This window comes from Cohnella silvisoli, from assembly GCF_021190915.1.
In the GTDB taxonomy this organism is placed as follows: domain Bacteria; phylum Bacillota; class Bacilli; order Paenibacillales; family Paenibacillaceae; genus Cohnella; species Cohnella silvisoli.
This window is the reverse complement of record NZ_JAIOAP010000003.1, coordinates 121,846-145,325: the sequence shown is the minus strand read 5'-3', so window position 1 is coordinate 145,325 and position 23,480 is coordinate 121,846. Positions and strand designations below refer to the sequence as shown.

Annotated in this window: 15 protein-coding genes; 6 read left to right on the top strand and 9 right to left on the bottom strand. The window is 50.8% G+C overall.

Annotated features, from left to right (window positions below):
• Nucleotides 1–7: 7 nt before the first annotated feature.
• The 5 genes from K7P76_RS07450 to K7P76_RS07430 form a co-directional block, all read right to left on the bottom strand.
• Complete coding sequence (locus tag K7P76_RS07450; protein WP_232184596.1) at nucleotides 8–2,308, bottom strand: helix-turn-helix domain-containing protein; 2,301 nt, start codon at nucleotides 2,306–2,308, stop codon at nucleotides 8–10.
• A gap of 142 nt (nucleotides 2,309–2,450) precedes the next feature.
• Nucleotides 2,451–4,757: a glycoside hydrolase family 95 protein gene (locus K7P76_RS07445; protein WP_232184594.1), complete on the bottom strand. Its 2,307-nt coding sequence runs from the start codon at nucleotides 4,755–4,757 to the stop codon at nucleotides 2,451–2,453.
• 111 nt (nucleotides 4,758–4,868) lie between these two features.
• The gene (locus K7P76_RS07440; protein ID WP_232184593.1) at nucleotides 4,869–5,966 is read right to left on the bottom strand and encodes a mandelate racemase/muconate lactonizing enzyme family protein; all 1,098 of its coding nucleotides are present in this window, start codon (nucleotides 5,964–5,966) and stop codon (nucleotides 4,869–4,871) included.
• A gap of 35 nt (nucleotides 5,967–6,001) precedes the next feature.
• Nucleotides 6,002–6,769, bottom strand: a complete 768-nt coding sequence (locus tag K7P76_RS07435; protein WP_232184592.1) for an SDR family NAD(P)-dependent oxidoreductase — start codon at nucleotides 6,767–6,769, stop codon at nucleotides 6,002–6,004.
• Between the two features lie 103 nt (nucleotides 6,770–6,872).
• Nucleotides 6,873–7,526, bottom strand: coding sequence for a GntR family transcriptional regulator (locus tag K7P76_RS07430; protein WP_232184591.1), 654 nt, complete (start codon nucleotides 7,524–7,526; stop codon nucleotides 6,873–6,875).
• Nucleotides 7,527–7,668: 142 nt separating this feature from the next.
• On the opposite strand from K7P76_RS07430, the gene K7P76_RS07425 reads away from it, so the two are divergent.
• Nucleotides 7,669–8,775: an aminotransferase class V-fold PLP-dependent enzyme gene (locus tag K7P76_RS07425; protein WP_232184589.1), complete on the top strand. Its 1,107-nt coding sequence runs from the start codon at nucleotides 7,669–7,671 to the stop codon at nucleotides 8,773–8,775.
• 112 nt (nucleotides 8,776–8,887) lie between these two features.
• On the opposite strand, the gene K7P76_RS07420 is transcribed toward K7P76_RS07425, so the two are convergent.
• Nucleotides 8,888–10,504 (bottom strand): copper amine oxidase N-terminal domain-containing protein, encoded by a 1,617-nt coding sequence (locus K7P76_RS07420; RefSeq protein WP_232184588.1) that lies wholly within the window; start codon nucleotides 10,502–10,504, stop codon nucleotides 8,888–8,890.
• A 399-nt stretch (nucleotides 10,505–10,903) separates the two neighbouring features.
• Between K7P76_RS07420 and K7P76_RS07415 the strand changes: the two genes are divergently transcribed.
• The 3 genes from K7P76_RS07415 to K7P76_RS07405 all read left to right on the top strand — a co-directional run bounded on the left by K7P76_RS07415 (nucleotide 10,904) and on the right by K7P76_RS07405 (nucleotide 17,017).
• On the top strand, nucleotides 10,904–11,818 hold the full coding sequence (locus K7P76_RS07415) for an AraC family transcriptional regulator (RefSeq protein ID WP_232184587.1): 915 nt from the start codon (nucleotides 10,904–10,906) through the stop codon (nucleotides 11,816–11,818).
• Nucleotides 11,819–11,894: 76 nt separating this feature from the next.
• Complete coding sequence (locus K7P76_RS07410) at nucleotides 11,895–14,456, top strand: discoidin domain-containing protein (RefSeq protein ID WP_232184586.1); 2,562 nt, start codon at nucleotides 11,895–11,897, stop codon at nucleotides 14,454–14,456.
• A 29-nt stretch (nucleotides 14,457–14,485) separates the two neighbouring features.
• Nucleotides 14,486–17,017 carry a discoidin domain-containing protein gene (locus K7P76_RS07405; RefSeq protein ID WP_232184585.1) on the top strand — a complete coding sequence of 844 codons (2,532 nt, stop codon included), beginning with the start codon at nucleotides 14,486–14,488 and terminating at the stop codon, nucleotides 17,015–17,017.
• An 81-nt stretch (nucleotides 17,018–17,098) separates the two neighbouring features.
• On the opposite strand, the gene K7P76_RS07400 is transcribed toward K7P76_RS07405, so the two are convergent.
• Together K7P76_RS07400 and K7P76_RS07395 are read right to left on the bottom strand one after the other, a co-directional pair.
• Nucleotides 17,099–17,689 carry a Uma2 family endonuclease gene (locus K7P76_RS07400; protein WP_232184584.1) on the bottom strand — a complete coding sequence of 197 codons (591 nt, stop codon included), beginning with the start codon at nucleotides 17,687–17,689 and terminating at the stop codon, nucleotides 17,099–17,101.
• Between the two features lie 48 nt (nucleotides 17,690–17,737).
• The gene (locus tag K7P76_RS07395) at nucleotides 17,738–18,697 is read right to left on the bottom strand and encodes an alpha/beta fold hydrolase (protein WP_232184583.1); all 960 of its coding nucleotides are present in this window, start codon (nucleotides 18,695–18,697) and stop codon (nucleotides 17,738–17,740) included.
• A gap of 207 nt (nucleotides 18,698–18,904) precedes the next feature.
• Between K7P76_RS07395 and K7P76_RS07390 the strand changes: the two genes are divergently transcribed.
• Complete coding sequence (locus tag K7P76_RS07390) at nucleotides 18,905–19,261, top strand: hypothetical protein (protein WP_232184582.1); 357 nt, start codon at nucleotides 18,905–18,907, stop codon at nucleotides 19,259–19,261.
• Nucleotides 19,262–19,758: 497 nt separating this feature from the next.
• Here the strand turns inward: K7P76_RS07390 and K7P76_RS07385 are convergent, their stop codons facing one another.
• Nucleotides 19,759–21,312 carry a bifunctional metallophosphatase/5'-nucleotidase gene (locus K7P76_RS07385; protein WP_232184961.1) on the bottom strand — a complete coding sequence of 518 codons (1,554 nt, stop codon included), beginning with the start codon at nucleotides 21,310–21,312 and terminating at the stop codon, nucleotides 19,759–19,761.
• Nucleotides 21,313–21,688: 376 nt separating this feature from the next.
• Here K7P76_RS07385 and K7P76_RS07380 point away from each other — a divergent pair, with 376 nt between their 5' ends.
• The gene (locus tag K7P76_RS07380; RefSeq protein ID WP_232184581.1) at nucleotides 21,689–23,470 is read left to right on the top strand and encodes a PhoX family protein; all 1,782 of its coding nucleotides are present in this window, start codon (nucleotides 21,689–21,691) and stop codon (nucleotides 23,468–23,470) included.
• Nucleotides 23,471–23,480 lie beyond the last annotated feature (10 nt).

The following is a 23,480-nucleotide window of genomic DNA, read 5'->3' as shown; positions in this document are numbered from 1 at the left end:
AACCTCCTTAATCTTCGACGGATTGTCTGTAAGAGCTTGGGGAAATGCCCGTTACCCGTTTGAACGCTCTCCGAAACGAATGCGAGCTGTTATATCCGACCCGCGAAGCGATCTCATCGACCGTGTACTCGTTATCTTTAAGCAGCAATACCGCGTGATCCATTCTGACTTTCTCCAGATGGTCGGATAGATTCATTCCGGTTACTTCTTTGAACAGTTGCGAAATGTATTTCTCGGGTCTTTCCACTTGCTCGGCGACCCGATACAGGGTAAGGTCTGATTCCGCGTAAGTCGTCTTGATATACTCCTTGATCTGTTCGACGGTTCTCGTATGACTATCGTTTTTCTTGCTCATGATCAGCCCGCATAACGCTTCCATGATATCACGAATTTCCTCTTGGATAAATTCGAACGTTTCCGTCGCTTGAATTTCGATAATCCTGTTTTTGACGCTTTCGAAAAGCTCCGATTCCATGAAAGTTTTCTGATCGAGCAGCTTGAGGAAAGTTCCTTTCATTTCCCCGACCAGTTGATGCTTCATCTCGAAAGAAAGCTCCCTGTGCTCCGTGTTTTGCGAGATGATGGATTGGACGATTCGCTTGGCTTCCTCGATTTCCCCCGCCCGGATCGTGCCGATCAGCCGCAGCTCGGTATCGAGCGGATAATAATAAGTAGCGCTCTCCGTTCTCGTCTCCTCGAACCAAGTTATTCCCTTCTTGTTCAGATGTACCGCATGCTCCAACGCCTGCTTGGCTTGTTCGAAAGAATGGCTAACTTCCGTTACCGCATCGAACAGGTCCCCCATAGCCGCGGTCACGGATATCCGATACTCGTCGAATACGAGCTGGGAAATCCGATTCAACGTCTTCGAGATTTCTTCCTTGCCGATCTGAACCGCCGTCGTTGCGTCCGTGAACGCGAACAAGGACGCGATCTTGTCGGATCCGATATCCGTCATGCGGACAGAGCTTCCGGAATCGATCAATGCTTGCTTCAGGATCAACCGCGCCGCGTTCAATTCGTTAAGAATTTCCACGCTATCCATTAGGGAATATCCGTTTACTTGCAGAATTCCCACATAACCCGCATTCCCGTTCAATCCGGCGTTCGCTTGGACCGCGGAGGCAATGATTTCTTCCCTCGATTGGAATTCGCCCGCGATAAGCCGCTTGAGAAAGGCATCCCTAACGAGCGGAACCTGACGATGAAGCTCGGACTCCAGCCGCTTATTATTCGTGATCATCTCGGAAATGTTACCGTGCAAGAAATCGTACTCGTTGCGTCCGGTATTCCCGTCTTGACCGAATTGCTCTTTCATGACGCCTACCAACCGATTGATCGGGGCGCTGTTCCGGTAAGAAAGCAGCAAGCCGACGAGCAGGCCGATCAGCAGCGCGATACCGGTCACGGACCAAGTGATGTACTTGATCTTATTCGCGTTTTCCAACAAGACTTGCCTTGGGATACCTGCCTGGTATACCCAATCGTTCGTACTGGAACGGATCGTAATGACCAGATCGTCCCCGTAAAATTGACTGACCTTTTCCTTGTCGAAGCGTTTATCAGCGGACAATTTCTCGGCATCTTTCTCATCGATCCCATGCAACCCGACGGTATGGCCTTTAGCGTCAGTAATGTGGGCCCATCCGCCGTACCTGTCCGTTATGCCCGACAGAAGTCTTGAGATCGTTTTTTCATCGATGATTACGACCACGATGGCCGGGGACGAACCGTCGAAGGAGTCTAGCGGAAGAGATTGCATGTAAGTAACGACGGAGGTTTCCGTACCTTTATTTACGAACGGGCTGAGCGGCATGATCTCGCTTCTGTGCGTCTTCCCGAGTATCGTTCGTTTCCACTCCGAGAAGGAAAGGTCGCTATAATGATAATTCTCGTAATAATGCTCGGGACGGAAATAAGCGGACCCGGGCGTTAGCACGACATTGTAATTGTTAAGATAGACGAAAAAATGTTGAAGAAAATCGTTTGTCTGACCGAAAGTCAGAACGTTCCTCATCATTTTCCAAATGCCGAATACGTTGGATCTATCGTTGGAGCTCTTCTCGTTCATCAAGATGCTCAAGTCTTGGTTAATCGCCAGCTGTCTCGTAAACCCTTCTACTTCGGCCATTCTTCGCTCTAGAATTTCTTTGCTTTTCTGAAGCTGGGTCACGCTGTTCTCGATCGAGACGGATTGGGTGACTGAAATCGAAGTGCGATAAGACATGTATCCGGCAATGCTTGGGATGATCAGAATGACGATATAGGAGATCAGAAATCTCCTGAACACCCTGGAATACCTAGGCACGAACAAACCTCCCTTCTCGATTGAGAGCGTTATCATAACCGATCAAAACCAATTCTGCAATAGTTTGCGTAGAAAAAAGCAACTGCCGATAAGGAACTCACCGTAGTTGCTAATTGTTGGATTCGTCTTTCGATAAATATTGCTACATGAGGCGCAAATTGCTATCTATCCTGTATACGCGACCCGATTCAAGATTGAGCTGAACCGTCCGATCCCCATACCGTAACGAAGTCCTTCCATTCGAAAAAGCTTTAACCGTTGCTTCAACTAAGTGGCCGTTCTCCCATGCGATATCCACTTCCGCGTTTCCTTTGGCCCGCAATCCGGATACCTTGCCCGTATGCCACTCTCCGGGAAGCGCGGGCAGGAGATCGATTTCTCCCGCATGGCTCTGCAGAAGCATCTCCGCGATAGCCGCCGTTCCGCCGAAATTGCCGTCCGCTACGAAAATATTCGTCTCCGCTCCCGCGATCCCTGCTTTGGAATAAGTAAATAGGTTGTCGAAGCATAACCGACCGATTAAGTACGTTAATTGCTTGCGCGCATTCGCTCCATCCCTTAACCTGGCGAAGCTCGCCGCGATCATCGCAAGCGTGAATTCCACGTCTTCCAGATCGGCGCGGCCCATACGGTTCTCAAGTGTCATTCTCGCGGCTGCGCTCAAGTCGGGGGTTCCGTACGGCGTCACCTGATTGCCTGGATAAAGGCCGAACAAGTGCGATAAATGCCTGTGATCAGGTTGGGCTTCCCCATAATCCTCTAGCCATTCCTGCAACTGTCCCCTCTTGCCTATTTGCAAAGGCGGCAGCAAGGAAATGGAATGTCTCAGCTTCTCTCGGAACTCCGGGTCCGTATCCAACTCTTCCGCTGAGGTTAGACAAAATTCGAACAAGTCCCGCACGAGCATCTGATCCATCGTTGACCCCATCGAGAGTTGATAAGTGTCGCTCTCGTTGCTGCCGATGTAGAAGCTGTTTTCCGGCGAATTGGAAGGTCCGGTAACTAACCAGCCATACTTCGGATGCACCGTCATGTAGTCCAGGAAGAAAATCGCCGCTTCTTTCAGAATGGGATAAGCCGTCTCCCTTAGGAATTCCCTGTCCTGGCTGAACTCATAGTGTTCTCTGAGATGAGTGGCTATCCATAAGCCGCCCGAGACGTTTAACCCCCATGAGGTTTCCCAGCCCGGTGACGCGAATCCCCACGAATTGGTGAACACATGCGCCACCCATCCCTCGCAGCCGTAAAAGGCGCTTGCCGCCGATTTGCCCGCAACGGACAACTTCTCGACGAAAGCCATCAATGGGACGTGGCTTTCCGCCAAATTACCAGTTTCGGTCGGAAAATAGTTCATCTGCGTATTGACGTCTAGATGGTAGTCACAGCTCCATTGCATGCGGTTCGCTTCGCCGTCGTTCCATATTCCCTGCAAATTCATGGGCAAGGGAGAATCCTCCCGAGACCCAGCAATCATTAGATAACGGCCGTATTGGTAAAATAGTGCGAACAATTGAGGGTCTTCCCCTTGACCGTCCATGAGCAGCCGGATTCTTTCGTCGGTCGGAAGGGCCGTGCGCTCGGAAACCCCAAGATCGATATTCACGCGAGTATAAAGCTTACGGTAGTCGGCGATATGATCCTCCCTGAGGCGCTCATACCCTTTAGTTATCGCATATTCCAACTGCCGACCGCTTTCCCGGGTCCAGTCGTCTCCGCTTTTCCCGTAATCGGTCGCCACGGCGAAGTATATGATCGCTTCATCGGCGTTCGTGACGGACAGGGTCCCCGCTTCGCCGACGATCGTTCCGCCTTTGGCGACCACTTTGACCATCCCCCGGCAGAAGACGCCACAGCTTCCGTCGCTGTGCATGTTTTCCGTCGCTTTACCCGCGAAGATGATCGATCCGTCATCCGAAACCGTAGTCGTGAAATACGGCGTCCTTCCTTGAAGTCCGAGAACGAAGGAAATACCTCCGGCTCGTTCGCTCCGTATCCGGGAAGCGACGATGCCGTCCGCGTGGGAAGCGAACACTTCCCGGGTAAGGCTTTGCCCATTGTTCTTGTAAGAATGATGTACGATAGCGTCATCTAGATTGAGCTCGCGCTCGAATTCTTCACCCTGTGTATCGAAGCTTAACGTTAGGTCGCATAGCGACAAGTGGGTACCGAAGTTCTTCTTGGCAGGCTGGAGAGCTTGCTGTGCCAAACGCTCTCCTAGGCGATAGTCCCCTGTGAAAAATTGTTCCCTCATCCGGTTTAGATCAACTTTGGCTTGAGCATTATTGTTGACCTCTTCCGGCTGACCCGACCAATACGTGATTTCCGTTAAATTCCATGTCTCGGTTTCTATCCCGCCTTGGATGACGGCTCCCAGTCTTCCGTTCCCTATGGGAAGTCCTTGCGACCAGCCCGTCGCAGGACGTGAATACCGCAATTTCAATCCGTTCACGATACACCATCCCGTAGTCATAAATCATGTTAGCGCTTTCTAATAAAATGTACCGGATTTACCGTTTTCGCGTAAAGGTACATTTACGGTATAAAGCGTACGATTCTCCTTTTATTTGACCCGGTACTCATCAAAAAAACGCGGGATGACGGTCGTTGAAGCCCCAGGCTGCTGGGGAAGTACATAATAGCCGTCCTTTACCGTTGCCGGTTCTTCGAAAATATGGCGAATCCATGGAATATATTCCAGCATGATCGCGTTCGGAGTTGCGGCGACGAGATGCTGGTGAATTTGCCCCATGTCGCCAACGTGCGGACATATTGGCAAATCGTAAGCGGCGGCGAGTCCGGCTACCTGCAGCCATTCGGTTACGCCTGCAACTCGGGTCACATCTACTTGGACGTATTCGACGGCGCCTTTTTCGATATAATCCCGGAAGGCATACTTGTTATAGACGTGCTCACCAAGCGCGATCGGCACGTTCAACTCGTCGGCCAGCTTGCGGTGGTTGCCGATATCATCCGGATTAAGCGGCTCCTCAAGCCAGATCAGGTCGAATTGCTCCAGCTTCTTGCCCCAAGTCATTGCCGTCGTAATGTTCCACTGCTGGTTAACGTCGATCATTAATCCGACATCGTCGCCGATTGCGCGGCGCACGGCTTGAACCCGATCGAAATCCTCGCGCGGGTCAGGCTTGCCCACTTTCATCTTTACCGCAGAGAAGCCCTGCTCGAGAATGGCGCTCATATCCGCGATCAACCTGTCCTTGCTCCAGTTCAGCCAACCGCCGTTCGTATTGTATGCCTTGATTTTATCCGGCTTATGTCCTCCGAGATATTGCCAGAGCGGCTTGTTCGCAGATTTGGACATGATGTCCCACAGGGCGATATCGACGGCAGCCAGCGCCATATGCGTAATGCCCGCTCTGCCGATCCAATGCATCGGCCCGAAGCGCAGCTCATCCCATATCTGCTTGACCATGAAAGGATCTTTGCCGATCAGCGCAGGCGCATAATACCGGTCGATCGTCTGAGCAATCATCTCGTCGCCGTTCGCGCAAGTACCGGTATATCCGTATCCCGTAATCCCTTCGTCCGTGTGAATGCGAATTCCCGTTACGCCCCAATGAGTAGCGACGTTAATGGCGTCGGTGATCGGCGGGGTGATGGGAACGTGAAGAATAAAACTTTCGGCGCTCGTGATTTTCATGGATTATGCCTCCAATTAATTGGTATGGTTAATGATTAATAGCCTAAAGAAGCTCCGCCATCTACCGGCAGAGCCACTCCGGTCATGAAGCGCGCGTTGCCGCAAGCTAGGAATAACGCCGCTTCTGCTATTTCGCCCGCTTCCGCGGGCCTGCCCAGCGCATGCATATCGTTCAGGATCGTACGCGTTGCTTCTGGATTATCCTGTTCCAATATCCATTTCTCCAAGAGCGGCGTCATCACGCCTGCCGGACAGATGCAGTTGACCCTGACGCCGTCGACCGCATAATCGAGCGCTAAAGATTTCGTCATTGCGATGATCGCTCCTTTGGTTGCCGCATAAGCCGCATTCTGCCTCTGGCCGACAAGTCCGTTCAAAGAAGACATATTGACGATATTGCCTTGCGTTCTGCGCAGCCAGGCAATCGTATGCTTCGTCATCAGGTAGACACTCTTCAGGTTAACGTCCAGCAGCCTCGTCCATTCGTGTTCCTCTACTTCTTCCAGCGCCTTCGGCAATATCGTTGCCGCGTTATTGAATAAGACGTCGATACGTCCGACGCGATCGGTAAGCGCAGCGATCAGTTCCCGCACATGCTGTTCGGACGATACGTCGGCGATCATGGCATGGGCGGACTCCAAGCCGTGTTTCTCCGTTATCTCATTAGCCACTCGCCTAGCTTCTTGATCGTCAATATCGACGACGCTGACGGTTGCGCCCTCATCCGCGAAACGTTTGGCCGTCACCTCGCCGATTCCTGAGCCTCCGCCGGTAACGATGCATACTTTGCCTTTCAGCAGCATTCGCACCCTCACTCCCCTCTATATTCGACCTCCAAACAATAAATCGTGTATGATTTTGATATTATCATACACGATTTATTGTGTAAATGAATTAGATTGCAACTTAATCGAAATGCTCTCTCAGCCGTTGATGCGAATTTTGCAGGTGAATCCGCATCGCTTGAACGGCACTCTCCGTATTTTCCTCAAGCAGCGCCCGGATGATCGCCTCGTGTTCTTGTTTCTCGGCGCGAATCATGATGGGGTAATGGTGCAAATTCAAATAGCGGTGAATGCGCTCAATGAGGAACGTCACCGTTTGTCTGAGATTTTCGTTTTTGGCGAATTTAAGGATCGTACCGTGCAGCCCCTCGTTCATCCTTGAGATCGCGTCCTCTTTGCCAAGCTCTCCCGCCGCGTCTTCTTCCGCATGAATTTCTTGGAGGAGCTGCTGCAGCAGTTCCTTCGGTACGCGCTTTGCCGCTTTGCGAATGGAAAGCTCCTCCAGAGACTGGCGAATTTCGAAAATTTCGTCGATATCCTTCAAGCTCATCTCGGCGACGAACATTCCCTTAAACGGAACGATGGTAACTAAGCCTTCCGATGCAAGACGGGAAAGGGATTCCCGGATCGGAATGTTGCTGACTCCGAGATCTCTCGCTAATTTGTCGATATTGATCTTGTCACCCGCGGACATGGCGTGCGATAGAATTTGGTTTTTGATTAGTAGATATAGCTGATCCGTTAGTACATAACGGCTTAATTGTTTGTCGGTCAACGGGCTCACCCTGCTCTTGTTATTTGGTAACTATCTTATCATGTATGAAACATGAAAAATAGCGCAAACCAGCTCCTTGACAGACCGAGACATGCCTAGCAAACTAATCTTCAAGAAGATGTTTCAACTGGAGGCTGACCCTATGTCGATCTATGACCAACTCAATGTTAAAACCCTAATAAACGCAGCCGATTCTTATACGATAATCGGAGGTTCGCGAATGCCCGCGGAAGTCATGGCAGCTATGTCAGAGGCGGGGAAGTTTTTTGTGGGCATCGAAGAACTGCACGACCGGGTGGGGGAACGAATCGCCTTGCTGACCCGCAATGAAGCGGCGATGGTGACGAACGGCGCGGCCGCCGGCCTTGCGATCACGGCGGCTGCATGTCTGGCAGGAATAAACGCGGAACAAGCGCAGAGCTTGCCGATAGTCGGTCATAAGCGCAGGGAGATTATCATTCATAAATCTCAGCGCAACGGCTTCGAGAACGCCATTGTTCAGGCGGGAGCAGAGTTGATTGAGATCGGACAAGCGAATGGGACAAGCGAGGCCGATCTGGAAAATGCCATAAGCGAGCGTACCGCGGCGATTGTTTATTTTGCGGGCATCCGCTACGAGAAGGGAGCGGTGCCGTTGGATCGCGTTATCGCCATAGCGGATAAGCATCGCGTACCTGTTATAGTGGATGCGGCAGCGCAGCTTCCGCCGATCGATAATTTGTGGGCCTATACCCAGGCGGGTGCAGCCATGGTTATATTCTCCGGCGGGAAAACCCTTCGGGGACCGCAAAGCAGCGGGTTTATCGTCGGCCAGAAAGCTTGGATTGCCGCTTGCCGAATGAACGGTAGTCCCCACGTCAGCATTGGGCGGCCGATGAAAGTAGGCAAAGAAGAAATGGTTGGGCTTCTTGCAGCTGTGGAGCGGTATGCGGGACTGGATCACGAAGCGGAGAAGGAACGTAACGAGATGGCGGTGGCAACGATATGTCAGCGACTCAATTCACTAGGCTACGCTGCGGCGCGTGAGTATCCGGGTCCAACCGGCCAAGATTACGCTATAGTCAAAGTCGCTATGGGCACAACCGGCAAACAGGCAGAAGATGTGCAAGCTTGGCTGAAATCGGCCGACCCCGCCATATGGGTCGGCATCTCCGAAGACGGCGCTTCCTTGCTCGTCAATCCTCTGCATCTGCAGGAAGACGAGATTGAAATGGTGCTGGCGCAGTTTGAAGCTCTAACTAAGAGATAAAGATAACCGTCTTGCTTCACGATCCTACGGATCAGCATATTCCCCTAACCCCGCATAAATAAAAGTCCCGACGTTCCAAGATCATTGGAACATCAGGACTTATCGTTGTTTCTCAAAATAAGATTAATGTATCATCTTTAGACGGCGTCCATTGGAACCTAGCGGGCATTCCGGGTTCCTGTCCTGCTCCGTTCGTATCCCAAGTCATGTGATCCGACGTTTGTAGATCTACTCTAATATTGGGATACTTATACCAGCTATAATGATAAGTGCCTACAAATTCCATATTGGGGAACCTTTGAATGACGTCTGCAGCTATGGTTCTCATGTGCGTGCGTAATTGTTCCTGTACAGCAGCCGTCATGATATCTTTATGCCAGAAGAAAGTAGTATCATATTGTACCTCAATCCGGTATGCTCTGTAATTCCAAGAATATACGGAAATCTTAAACTCGGCGACTCCGCTGTCTGTCATGACTTTGGAGTACTTCTTAATTAAATAGGGTTGCAGCTGTTGAAAGGACATGGAGCTTTGTGATAGGCTGCTCGATTTTACCCCTACCAATTCATAATGGCCCCCATAACCGTCTTGAAGGGCTATGACTAAATTATTGGGAGTTTCAATCGTTTTCTCAAATACATATTCATAAATCGCGCTGCCTTTACCGAACGTCTCATTTCCGGAAATCCGGGAGTAATTCACTCTTTTTAACGTAGATTCATTGGATATCAGTTCTACTTTAATTGAATTCAAGCTTTTTTCAAGAGAGTTATTCATAATTTTCACGCGAACGATGTATCCCAATTCATTCTCGCTCAAGCTCTCTATCGTAACTAGGAAGTTCTGTTTTGGTAAATTGACATCATAAGGGAGCTGCCTCATTTCAACCACGCCATATCCTAAGGTAATTGACTCAACATTCAGCGCTCTGCTTAAAATCTCGGCTATTTTCTTTCTTTCATCATTGATAATAGCCATTTGTTCCAATACGTTCCTTCCATCCTTGTCAGTCATTCTGGGATCCGCGCCGTGATCCAACAACCACTGCACCCACTCGGTAGTATAGTTGCTAGCCAACATTAAAGGTGTCGCATCAATATACGTGCGTACGTTTACGTCTGCTCCGGCATTTACTAAAGCTTGCATTACCCCGATTTTCTTTCCATATAAAATGGCGTGCAATAAATAAGTGCCGGAATTATGGTTTAAATCCATTCCGCGGTTTTCATTCAGAACCTTCATGACACCGTCTAAATTCCCTTGCTTGCATAACCTCTCCAGCAGGATATCTGGTCTTTCTTTAATCGTTACCGTTTGCGTTATCGAACTCCAGGTGACTATGGCCCCTGTTGCTTCCCCCACGAACCTTAACGGAATGTAAGTGACATTGTTAAGCACTTCCGGACCGGCGTGCAGAGCAATGGGATTTTCGTTAATGAATGCTATCGTTTCACCTATCGTCAATGCAACCTCGGTTATTGAACCTTCATCCTGTCTTCCTCGAATGGTTTTTGTTTTGGCATCGTAATTCACGATAATTCCCATTGAATCAAAAAGCTCTCTAAATGGAACCATTACCGTGTTGTTCTTTAAAATCGGCTTATTCACGAAGCCCATCACTGTGCCGTTCAAGTTTACTTGAATTCCGCTTTGCGCATTCGTTTTTGCGGGTAATAAAGTACTTCCTGCTACTAGGAAAAATAAAATAAAACATAGCAACTTCCTCATTAAACAGTCTCCCTTTTGAATGATGTATCCTGTCGATATATGTATTCGACGGTAAACCTTCCTTACCTTTCCAATTAGAAGATCGAATCAAATAATTTCAGGTAGTTCTAAGGACCTTTCAGCTTGCACAGTTTTAACTTTAGTTGACTTCTATTGACATTTGCGTCCATATAAGCCATATACCTTGTCTTGATAAGCAATTTTCAAGGAAACTTGTACGAAAGGGCGTGCCGTTTGAATCACTTATTTGGAAGAAGATGAATGAACCTCCTTGTCCCGAATCAGATCGTCGCGAAAATAGAATCCAACGTAAAACCTGTCCTTATCGACGTGGTTTAGTATACGCTTACATTGTATAATAAGGAATGAAAATGGCGTCCTATGAAGGGATGAAAGCATATGATGCGTACTTTTCAATCCAGTTTGTACCTTAAGGATCCCAAGGCTTTACCGATCTACGTCGAACGCAAAGTTCACCGCAACGTTGACCTCCCCCCTGTCCACGACCACGAATTTTACGAGCTTGTCTACATCGTTCATGGACATGCCGCTCATTATTTCGAGAATAAGTATTATCCCCTCCACGCAGGGGACATGATCCTCATCCAACCTGGGCAATTCCACACCTACGTGCTAGACGAAGGGACCTCCTTCGAGTTGATCAACTGCCTGTTTTTGCCGGATCTGTTAGAACGCGAATGGAGGAATGCGATCGACCCTCAAGACCATATTGAAGCCTTTCTGCTGCACCCTTTCATCAAAAGAGAAGATGAATTTCACCCGCGTATATCGATGGAGCTTGCGGATGCGAGACGAATAGAGAAACTGCTCGAAGAAATGCTGGAGGAGCAGGCGCAGAACAAAGCGTTCGTCAAGACGGTTATCCGCTTGAAGCTGTTCGAGCTATTTCATTTAATGATCAGGCTTCAGGATGAGGTATACCAAAAAGAAAAACTGGCGAACTCGCAGCCTAACGACTTCAGGATGGTAACCATTCGCAAAATTCATCAATTTCTAGCGGAAAATTCGGAGCAAAAGCATTGCATCGATCAACTGGCAAGCCTGTTAGGCGTCAGCTCCCGGCACTTGAACCGGCTCTTTAAGCAGGATACCGGCAAAACCGTCATGGAAATGCTTCATTACGTCCGCATCGAAAGAGCCAAACAGCTTTTAATGCATACCAATGACAAGGTCGTGGATATCGCCGCCAAGGTCGGATACGAGGATACGTCCTTCTTTACGAAGCTATTCATACGCAAAGTGAAATGCTCTCCGGGTAAATACCGGGAGGAAATGCAATTCGAGAAGGTGTAGCAAAGTTTATCAACTCCAGGGGGGTGATGCCGCTTGGCATTAGGTTTTGGATTTTAAAATCAAAGGAGGAGTTTATGTGATTCAAAAATTAACGGGTTTTCGTTGGATAATCGTCGCCCTCATTTTACTCATCGCTTTCCCGGCCAACGCTTTTGCCGTCGTTACGGGATCGACATCGGCCGGTTGGAACGTATTCGATCCTTCTGCCGGCGGGGCGTATAGGTACGGACCGTCCATGATCCTGAACGCCGACAACAGCATCGACATGTGGACGTGCTCGCCGGGCGCTTCTGGCGCGTGGGATTACATTCGCTATAAGCATTCTCCTGATAACGGCGCGACTTGGGGAACCGAATCCGTTGCGCTTCAGCCGACAGCCGGCGCAAGGGATGCCTACTCGACTTGCGATCCGGGTGTGGTGAAATTCGGAGGTTATTATTATATGGGTTATACGTCGACGGAAAACGTCAACGGTACCGACAATGACATTTACGTTGCGCGCGCCACGAGCGTCACCGGACCGTGGAGCAAGTGGAACGGCAGCGGTTGGGGCGGCTCCAGTCCGCAGCCTTTTATCGTGTATGACGACGCGCCGATCGATACTTACGGTGCTGGCGAACCAAGCTTCGTCGTTAAGGATACGACGCTGTACATTTATTACACGTGGATGAGCCGCGACCCCGTAACGGGCAAACCGGTTAATCAAACGCGCGTGCGGACGGTCTCCACTTCGAACGCCAATTGGCCCGGCAGCACGACTTATCAGGGCGTGGCCATCAACCGGGATATGGACGGCGACGATTCAACCGACCACAAATACGTGACGTCGATGAATAAATTTATCGCGATCGGTACGGCCAAACGGTTTGGTCCGTTCGCCTATATCAAGATGTACGAATCGACGGACGGCCTGACGTACAAGCCCGCCACTTTGCCGAAAAACTACATCAACGTAGCGGCCCACAATGCGGGTATTACCGGCGACGAGCTCGGGCATTTCGACACGACGAAAAATAATCGGGTCGCCTATGCCTACGGCACGATTTGGGCGTACTGGTACACCGCGATGAATCCGATATCGCTGACGGATACGAATTTACCGGCCGTGCCGATCGTCAAAGCGGCAATCGAAGGCAACGGACAGGTGACGCTGCATTTTCGTACTTCCGGCGTTGCGGGAGAAACATACAAGGTCAAATACGGCACGGCAAGCGGCAGCTATTCGTCCACGCTTACCGGCATTACGTCTAGTCCTTATACGGTAACCGGTTTGACGAACGGCACGCCATATTATTTCGTCGTAGCCGCCAGCAACGCTAACGGGGACAGCGGCAACTCCCAGCAGGTGAGCGCTACGCCGCTGAACCTGACCGCGAGCCCGCGCAGCAGCGTTTCCGCTTCCACCCAGCTTAGTGGATGGGAAGCGTCTAAGGCGATAGACGCAGACTTGAACACGACGTGGTCGAGCACAGGCCATTCCGCCAACAATAGCACGGAATGGATTACCGTCGATACCGGCGGCAACCGGATGGTTCAGAGGGTGACACTGACGCCAAGGCAGCCGAACGAATTTTCATTCCCTAGCAAATTCAACATTCAGGTGAGCACGGACAATTCCACTTGGATCAACGCAGACTATGACATCCGGCAGTATAGAATCGAGTCTCCGACGCAGTTCGTTTACGACTTCAATGATCCGATCTACGGACGCTATGTGCGGATCTACGCTACTGAGCTCGGCCATGACGAGAACCAACCTTGGAGCTATATTATGCAGCTTGGGGATGTGAAAATCGAAGAAATTCCTTACGGCACCAGCCAATCCTCGGTCATACCGGGCTGGGACGGCTACAAAGTGCTGGATGATAATCAGACGACGGCATGGTCCAGCAATGGCCACGGATCGGCGGTTTCCACCGAATGGGTATCCATCGATACAGGCGCGGTTAACAGCATAGATGCGGTTAAAATAACGCCGCGGCAAGCGGGCGTCTGCTTCCCGGTCGATTTCAAATTCCAGTCCAGCAACGACGGCTCGACATGGACGGACATTTCCGGAGCCTCTTACACCGCCTATGCCAATCCCGGTTCCGCTACTCAATCGTTTAAATTCGGCAGCACCGTCAATGCCCGCTATATTCGAATGTATGCCACCAAACTTAGCGCGGACAGCTTTGGCAATTACTATATGCAAATCGCCGAAATGAAGCCGGATAGGTTACCGAAACGCACCGCTTCGGCTTCCACCTCGATCAGCGGTTGGGAGACTGCGAAGGTTGCCGATGGACAGAGCAACACCTATTGGTCCAGCACCGCCCATGGCTCCGCCGCGAGTACAGAGTGGGTGTCGATCGATACGGGCAGTACTCAGAATTGGAGCGGATTGCGCATCATACCGCGTCCGGGCTACTGCTTCCCAGTCACCTTCAAACTGCAATCGAGCACGGACGGCGTGAATTGGACCGATATTACCGGACACGATTACGTCGATTACTACAATCCGGGAAGCACGACGCAAGTGTTTCCGTTCAGCAGCCTCGTCTCGGCGAGATATTTCCGGCTTTACTCCACCAAGCTGAGCGCGGACGATTTCGGAAATTATTACATGCAGTTGGGTGAATTCATCGCCGACCGTTAAAGAACGATTTCGAAGAACGGAGGGTTGTTATGATTAGACAAGGGTGCGCTTTGCTCGTCGCCTGCTTGCTGGTTTCCCTGTTCTCTCCTGCCGCCGGCGCGATGAAGACGCGCGCAGCTTCAGCAAGTTCTTCCAGCTTCGCTGCGACGAGTCTTCAGGCCGGCAATGCGGTGGACGGCAATATTTTCAACTTCTTCTCCAGCGCCGCTCATACGGGACCGAATTATACCGAATCTTTAACCCTTGACCTTGGACAGAAGCAATATGGCATTAATCGCGTCAGAATCTACCCGCGAGAAAAGGGATTCGGCTTCCCCGTCGATTTCAGCATTCAATACAGCGACTCGAGCAGCGGACCTTGGACGACGGCGCCAGCAACTTCGAAGACGGCTTTCTCCAACCCCGGCTTCAAGCAGGTCGTGCTCGACTTCTCCTCGGCTGTCGATGCCCGCTATATTCGGCTGAACGCGACGAAGCTCAGTCCAGACGACTTCGGCAATTATTACCTTCAAGTTGCGGAGATGGCAGCCGAACAGGCGACGACGGCGAACGATCAGCGGGTAACGCCAAGCTCGGCTTCGGCTTCGAGCCAACTGTCGGGTCTTGAATCGGCGAAGCTGGCCAACAACTTGGCGACGGATTTCTGGTCTTCGAGCGTTCATGCGACGAATGGGTTTACCGAGAGCTTCACTTTGAACTACGCCAAGAAGTTCACGTTCACGAAGCTGGTGCTGACGCCGCGAGCCGGCGGACTATCGTTCCCGGTAGACTTCAAGCTCCAGTACAGCGCCAACGGTACGACGTTCAGCGATATTCCCGGCCACAGCTACACGAGCTACCCGAATCCGGGTTCATCGGTGCGGACATTTACGTTTGCCCCGCTGAAGGCCAAGGCCTTGCGGGTAATCGCGACGAAGCTCGGTCCCGACGACTTCGGCAACTATTACTTCCAGCTGGCGGAAGCGGCCGGCTATTCCGGATCGCCGTTCACGACGGACGCCGGCGGCGACTTCGATCAGAACTGGAACAACATGTGGCTGCAATTCGGGGCGGTCGACGACGGCACGGATGCCGTCTATAAGTTTGGCAACGAACCGACCTATTTCGAGTGGATGGCACGCAAAATCATGTGGAGCAACGAGTCCGCTTACAAGAACGATTTGAAAACGAAAGTTCGCGATCATGCCCAAAGCTCGGACGGTTTCCTATGGTCTTGGGCCGACAATCCCCGCTGGCCGAGCGGCAACTCTCTGCATATCGCCAACAACCCGCTGTACATTTTGGCCGCATGGCGAATCGCGGTATGGGATGACGCCGGCTTCCTCGATGCCGTAGACAGCAATGCAAACTATGCCGGCGGCGACATCTCGAACGGCAAGACGGTATGGCAGAAAGTGCAAGACGCGATGACCTTCCTGAAGTCGGCGAGCATGAACGGCGCCAATGGGCTTATTGTCATCAATAACGGGGAAAGCGACGGCACGACGTCCCCGACGACCGGCCATCCGACGAACTATTGGGACAATCTGCGATTCGGCTACAAGGATCCTTACACGAACTTGTATTTCTACGCGGCTTGCAAAGCGATGAGCGAGCTTTACGCGATGAAAGGGAACGCGACCGAAGCGGTCAACTACGCCACGCTGGCGGCTACGGTTAAGACCAACTTCAATACCACGTTCTGGGACAGCACGAAAAAACGGTACAAAACGACGATCGACATTAATAATGTTTCTCGCGACTTCGGCCTCGCCTTCCTTAATCTCGAGGCGCTCGCCTATGGCTTGGCCGACACAACGACGAAGGCGAACGACATTATAGACTGGCTCGACGGTACACGGACGATAAGCGGCGATACATCGACGGGCAGCGATATTTATTACTATACGGTCGCTCCCCGGGCGAATACGCTCGCGATCGAGAGCACCGGCAGTCCGTACTGGTGGCAGGATCCGGGCGGCATATCCGTAACCGGATCGGCCAGCTGGGATCAGCATCTGGAGAACGGCGGGTTTATTTTCTACACGGAGTTCTACGACATCCTGGCGCGCGCGGCATATAAGGGAATCGACAACGCCTATGCGAGGATGAAGACGGTAGCCGGCGAATTCGCCATAGACGAGCTGCGCCGCGATCCGGCAAATTCGTACGGCGCGGCATGGCGAATCGGGGTAACCGGCGAATTCCCCGAATCAGGCCTTGTCCCGGCAGCGTTCCTGTACACGGTAGCGGGCATCGACGCCTCGAAGGACGGCTTGACGATCGCGCCTAGCATTCCGACCGGAATGACGACGGCGACCGTCAGCACGCTGGCTTACAAAGGCCGGGATTATACGATTCAGGTATGGGACGATCGCGTGGAAATTACGACGCCGAATGCGGGCACCCCGACGGTGACCTATTTGATCGGCAATCTGGCGGCCAATACGACCTATACGATCGACAAGCTGAACATCTCGGCCGGTACGACGATGTCGCGGACCGCGACCAGCAGCGCAAGCGGTACGCTGACCGTCACAGAAGCGTTAACGAATGGCACGAAGATTACGATATGGAGGTAAAGCCGCTTTCTAACTATTAAAGCAAAAATGGTTGAGCAGCCAAGTCCGCTGCTCAACCATTTTTCATTTAACTAAAGATAGTTACCCTGGCAAATCGGCAGCAGCATCAACGATTTGTCCCATGGTGAAGGACACGCACGGGAGTCGGTCTGATCGGACCTGCTCCTCTCTGTCATAGAGATTAAAAAGCTCATACCTGCCGTCTGTCAAAATAAATTGTTCCAAGGCTTCATTGGCGGGATCGACAATCCAATACTCGGGAATATGATAAGCGGCGTAGGCTTTCAGCTTCTTTTGTTTATCCCGTTTGACGGAATGGGGCGATAAAATTTCCGCTACCAGATCAGGAATTCCTTCAATCCCTCTGCGTGTGATGATTTCCATTCTGCTGCGATGAACCATAACGAGATCCGGTTGACGGACTTCTGTCGCAGACAATATAAGGTCAACCGGAGATGCAATTATGATATACTCCGATTGGCAGCTGTTCGTAAGCAGGTTTTGTATTTGATTGCTAATCACTTGGTGCTTGGGAGACGGAGCGGGAGACATCAATTCCAGCACGCCGTCGGCCACCTCGTAACGCATGCCGTCATCAGGCAGCCGCGCATATTCGTTATAAGTGACTGGCTGTTCCCGAATGATGGGTTGATCCTCGCGCGCTTTCTTCAAGCCGTCTCCTCCTACCAAGTCGATTTCTTCAAATTTATCAAAAATATTTTAAGACTCCAAGAAAAATTGAAGAGTCCGATCCGTCGAGCCGGGCAAACCCTCATGACCGAAGTCCGGATAGATGGCGAGCTGCTTCGGAGAGGTTATCTTGTTATACGCTGCGAACTGCGTGGAAGGCGGACAAACGGTATCCATTAGGCCAACGAACATTAATACGTCTCCGCGGATCCTGTTCGCAAGATGTTGCAGGTCGATATAACCGAGTGTCTCGAAGATTTCATCCTCGCGCTCATGCAGGGGATCGAAATTACGGAAGTATGTACGCAATTCTTGATACGCATCCTTCGCCAAGTCTATCTCCCATACCCTCTTATAGTCGCATAGAAAAGGAAAGACCGGCGCAAGCTTCTTCACTCTAGGCTCAAGCGCCGCGCAAGAAATCGTTAAAGCACCGCCCTGCGAGCCGCCAGCCGCGTAAACGCGTTCCGAATCGACTTCGGGAAGTTCTAGCGCGATTCCTGCCAATTGGGCCGTGTCCAGGAATATATGCCGGAACAACAGGTTATCCGGATGGTCATCCAAACCGCGGATAATATGACCGTTAAGCGTATTTCCTTTCACATTTCCCGAATCTTCGGATGTACCGGCTTGGCCGCGGCAGTCCATAGCCAATACCGAGAAGCCTAGTGAAGCGTAAGCCAGTTTGTCGCTCCAATCGCCTGCATTACCCGAATAGCCGTGGAATAGCACGACTGCGGGATGCGGCTCTGGTACATTTTTCGGACGAACGTATTTCGCATGAATGCGTGCCCCGCGTACCCCGGTAAAATAAAGATCGAAGCATTCGGCTTGCGGAGTTTGGAAGGAGCTAGGCACAAGCTCGACTTTCGGGTCCACCGCGCGCATTTCCGCGATCGCCCGATCCCAATAAGCATCGAAATCGGCTGGACGCGGGTTAATTCCCTGATACTCCTTCAACTTCTCAAGCGGCATATCGACTAACGGCATTAACTAACATTCCTTTCGAAAGTAATTTAGAAAACAGAAAGACGCATCCTCATCGTACCACATCGGAAAGCAATAGAATCATGCTTTTTTCAACGCATTTTGCAAAGAATTGATTTTGTATTGATTTTGTTTTATTCACAATTTGCAAAGTGCAAAGTATACTCAAATTAAACGAACGTGGGTTGACCTTGGAAAGGATGGACAATCATGAGCGACAAAAAAATGGATCTCATATTGAAGAAGTTAGATACGATGGAGGCTCTTCAAAACAGCCAAGGCGAACATATCCAGCAACTCATTCAGATTGTCGGAGCAACTAATGCCAAGCTGGAGGAACTAACAGAAGACGTGCAGCAGGTCAAGGATGAACTGTCTATCGTAAAGGAAGACGTGCAGCAGGTCAAGGATGATCTGTCTATCGTAAAGGAAGATGTTAACATCCTCAAAACGAATCAGCAGACCATACTCAACATTCAGCAGGAACAACAGAAGATTCTGGAGCGCCTATCCGTGCGTTCGATCTCACATGAGGCCGACATTGCGGAACTGAGAAGAATCAAGTAACGATCCGTGGGCAAACACCCGAACTTCCGTGCAAATAAATAGCCCCCGTTTATGTGCGTTATAAACGGAGGCTATTTTCGACTTCGGCTATTCATTTAAGAACTTCCCTACCCTTTCACAATGCTATATTAATCGGTATTTCTAGTATTTCTCTTCATGTTTCTAATCGTGTTTCACTTTCCTTGCCGGTGAGTTCCCGCATACCCGCAGTCTACGAAAAAGTTGTCACCCGCTTTTTCTTGGTTGTAAGCTGCTTCCGGCATGCTTCGCTAACCTATTCCAATGGACTATCCCCTTCCGTCATGGAATTTATTTTAATCAGTTTAAGGCGAATAGCTAAGCTATTGGTGAAATGTCCACCGTCGGTGAACGTCCTTTTCACCCTCTTAACGCCTGAAACTGAGTAAAACCATTGTATAGTGAAGAGCTCCTCTACTTTTATATTAACCAGCTGTTAACTGAGTTAAACACTTTTATTAACTCAGTTAACAAGATTACTAAAGTGATGTAATACGTCCTTCGATAGAAGAGTTAAACGGTTGTGGAATCTGCTTCACGTAATCGACAAGCGCCTCGATATCGGACGAACCGGTCTCCGGATTTCTGCCATCTAGCAATACCGAAAAATTGTCGCCTCCCGAAGCGATAAAACTATTTACGGTAACGGTATAGTCCGTGCCTGGATCGATAATCGATCCGTCCGGGAGGAAAATGTCCACCACTCGGTCATTGGCAGGACGATTGCCGTCCCATGTGTATTTCAGTCCGGATATTTGCAATATACGGGGATACGGCTGTTTGTCCCATTGCTGGTTCAGCAAACGGCGGATCTGTTCGCCGGTCAGCGTCATTTTCACGAGATCGTTGCTAAAAGGCTGCACCGTATACAGTTCGCCCCATGTCACTTCCCCGCGCTCGAGATCCGCCCGTATCCCGCCCGGATTCATGAACGCAAAATTGGTTTCCATGGCTGCACGTTGGGCATCGGCGATCAAATTCCCCATTTCCGATTCCCCGCTGGCGTTTTGTGCCGCAGCAATGTCATTCGCCGCCGTTCCGACCACCGCGTTCACAATAGGCGCGACTTTCGCTTCGTATTTATCGATCATGGCTTTAATCGTGGCATCCGGTTCAATGCCGTTATGATAAGTCGTGACAATTTCCGCTTTCTTCGAAACGATATCTTTCGTCCGCGGGTCGATTTTCAGATCGATATCGGAAAAAGCCGTCCCGTACGAATAAGATTCGACCAGCAGCTTTCCGTCAACCGTGGCGTTTAGATAACCGTGGTTATGACCGCCGATCAGCACATCCACTTCGTCGTCGACTGCTTTCGCGATCTCGACCAGTTCACCGCTTGCATTCGTTCCGTCCGTTTTGGATGAGGCCGGATTGTGCGCAAGGACGACGATCGCTTTTACGCCCTGCACTTTCAATTCCGCAGCCGCTTGGTTGATCGCTTCCACTTCGTCGATGAACATTACGGATGCAACGCCGCTCGGCATCACGATGCTCGGCGTATCGGAGAGCGTCACCCCGATAAAACCGATCGGCATTCCGTTTACTTTTTTCACGATATACGGCTTTAGCACAGGCTTACCGGTTTCCTTGTCAATTACATTGGCAGAAACATACGGGAAATCGGCGCCTTCAAAATCGCCGGTAACGGGGTGATAGCCCCCATTAATGAGACGGAGCATTTCATCCACGCCTTCGTCGAATTCGTGATTCCCCGGTGCTCCCACGTCGAAGCCGAGCTCGTTCAGAATTTCGATTGTGGGCTCGTCCTGCAGCAAGGCCGACACCGGCGCGCTTGCTCCCACCATGTCTCCGGCATGCACGAGCAGTGTATTTTTGTTGTCCGCTTCCCTTTGTTTCAAATAGGCAGCCAAATAATCTGCGCGCCCCACATCCTGTCCGGCGACTTTTCTTGTGACGTTAAGCTGTCCGTGCAGGTCGTTGACGCCTAGAAGCTGAACATCGATATAGCGGTTCTGATAAGCGCCGTTTTTTGCGGAAACGTCCGGTTCTGCAGGCTGTGCCGCCGCCATGCATCCAAAAGGCAAAGTAACCGCCAACGCGACGGAAGGCCCGACTTTCCTCAGCTTGCTCCACCATCTAATTTTGATCATCATCCATTTCCTCCTCTTATCGATTTAGATTGGACTTGCCACTCGTAGATTAGCGCCGGTATGTCATTTCTTCATTAAAACTATATTAAATCTCTATAAAGCCTCCTTAAAATCCAATTTTCGCGACCATGAGCCTATTGGGATGATGTCGAATTAGGCGTCTGATCCTGCATCCATATGACCATTTCTATTCATCTCTGCCTTTTTTACAAATGATGATCCCAGCGCTGACGTTCGGCAAACAATCGTTTTGTAGTGTCTAAGTGATTCAAAAATCTGAATGATGGAGTGATGGATGATGAAAAAGTGGACAGCCCCCGTCGTTGCCGTATCCCTGCTGTTTTCGGTGGTAACCCCAGTGGTTGCAGCCGGTAATGACAAAGTTAAGGTAAAGTCGGTGGAGTTTTTCGGGATGGACGCGCCGCAAACTCCTGAGCAGAAAAACAATCTGATGTATTCGACGGCATCTGTGGAAATCACTTACAACAATAACAGCAAACAAATGTTCCCCCTGAGCTATGAAACGCTCTACCGCCCCGGCGACATAATCGGGGGCAAGACGACGGCTGTGACGACATACGCCAACGGAAACGTGGTGACGAAATCGAACGGAACCCCCTACGTGTCCTCCGCTCCAGATATGAACAGTCTGCTCCGCGTGCCGGGCATGCCGGATCACACTTACTATTTGATTAACCATTACGAATCTTTCCCGAAAAACGAAAACGGCGCGGATAATCCCGGCTCGATGGGCCTCAGCACAGTCGTATTGGATCCCGCTGCGGGCAAGCTTACCGCAACCGACGTGAAACCGATCGATTTCTCCGCCGTGCATGGCATTTGGAAACCTTGCGCCGGCACTCTGTCGCCGTGGAACACACATCTCGGCTCGGAGGAAACCGATCCTGACGCAAGAGCGCATGAAGCGAATCCAGAAACATCAGCCACGACGAAATTCATGAGAAACTACTATCAAGACCCGACATTGATCGGCAACCCTTATTATTATGGCCATGTACCCGAAGTCTCGGTAAACGCGGACGGTTCGACCCAGGTCGTCAAACATTACAGCATGGGGCGTATGGCTTTCGAAATCGCGAAAGTGATGCCTGACAATAAAACCGTCATTTACGGCGTTGACAGCAATCCCGGCGGCTTCTTCATTTACGTCGCAGATCGGGCCGGCGATTTGTCCGCCGGAACACTCTACGCAGCCAAATGGATTCAGACCGGTACGACAGACGGCGGGTCGGCCAATCTCGAATGGATCAAGCTCGGCCATGCCACGGATGCGGAAATCGGGCAATTGGCGGACACGCTCAAATTCAGCGATATTTTCGATTCTACTAACGATGCGGTCAAAGGGAAAGCCGAAGGCTACACACCGGTGAAAACGCCTGCTAACGGCAAAAAAGTCGAGTGGCTGAAAGTGAAACCGGGGATGGAAAAAGCGGCCGCCTTCTTGGAAACGCACCGTTATGCGGCTTACGTCGGCGCGACGGTTGAATTCAACAAGATGGAAGGACTCGATTTCAACGAGAAAGACAATAAGGCCTATGTTGTCATTTCCTATCTCGAGAACACGATGCTCGCCGAACCTGGTGCTCCCGCCGACGACATTCAGCTTCCACAAATTAGCGCGGGCGGCATTTACGAGGTGAACTTCCAGCCGAACCGGAAAACGAGAGACGGCGAAAAAATCGAGAGCCATTACGTTCCGGTATCGATGGCCGGCATGCTGATGGGCGAAGATTTGGCGGTTCCCGATGCCGACGGCAATAAAGCCAATGTGAACAAAATCGCCAATGCCGACAACGTCGTTTATTCGGAAGGAATGCGAACGATCTTTATTGCGGAAGATTCCAGCCTTCATAAAAATTGTTATACTTGGGCGTACAACATCGACACACATAAGCTGTCTCGTCTCGTTTCCGTTCCGGGCGGCGGTGAAGCGACCGGCCTGCAGGTGCTGGAAAATGTAGAGGGATATGCCTACTTGATGCTAAGCGCGCAAAACCCCGGCTATGTCGGTTATTTGGCTGGTATTCCCGCAGTTTCGAATGACGTGAAGAAGTAAATGCAAGTAA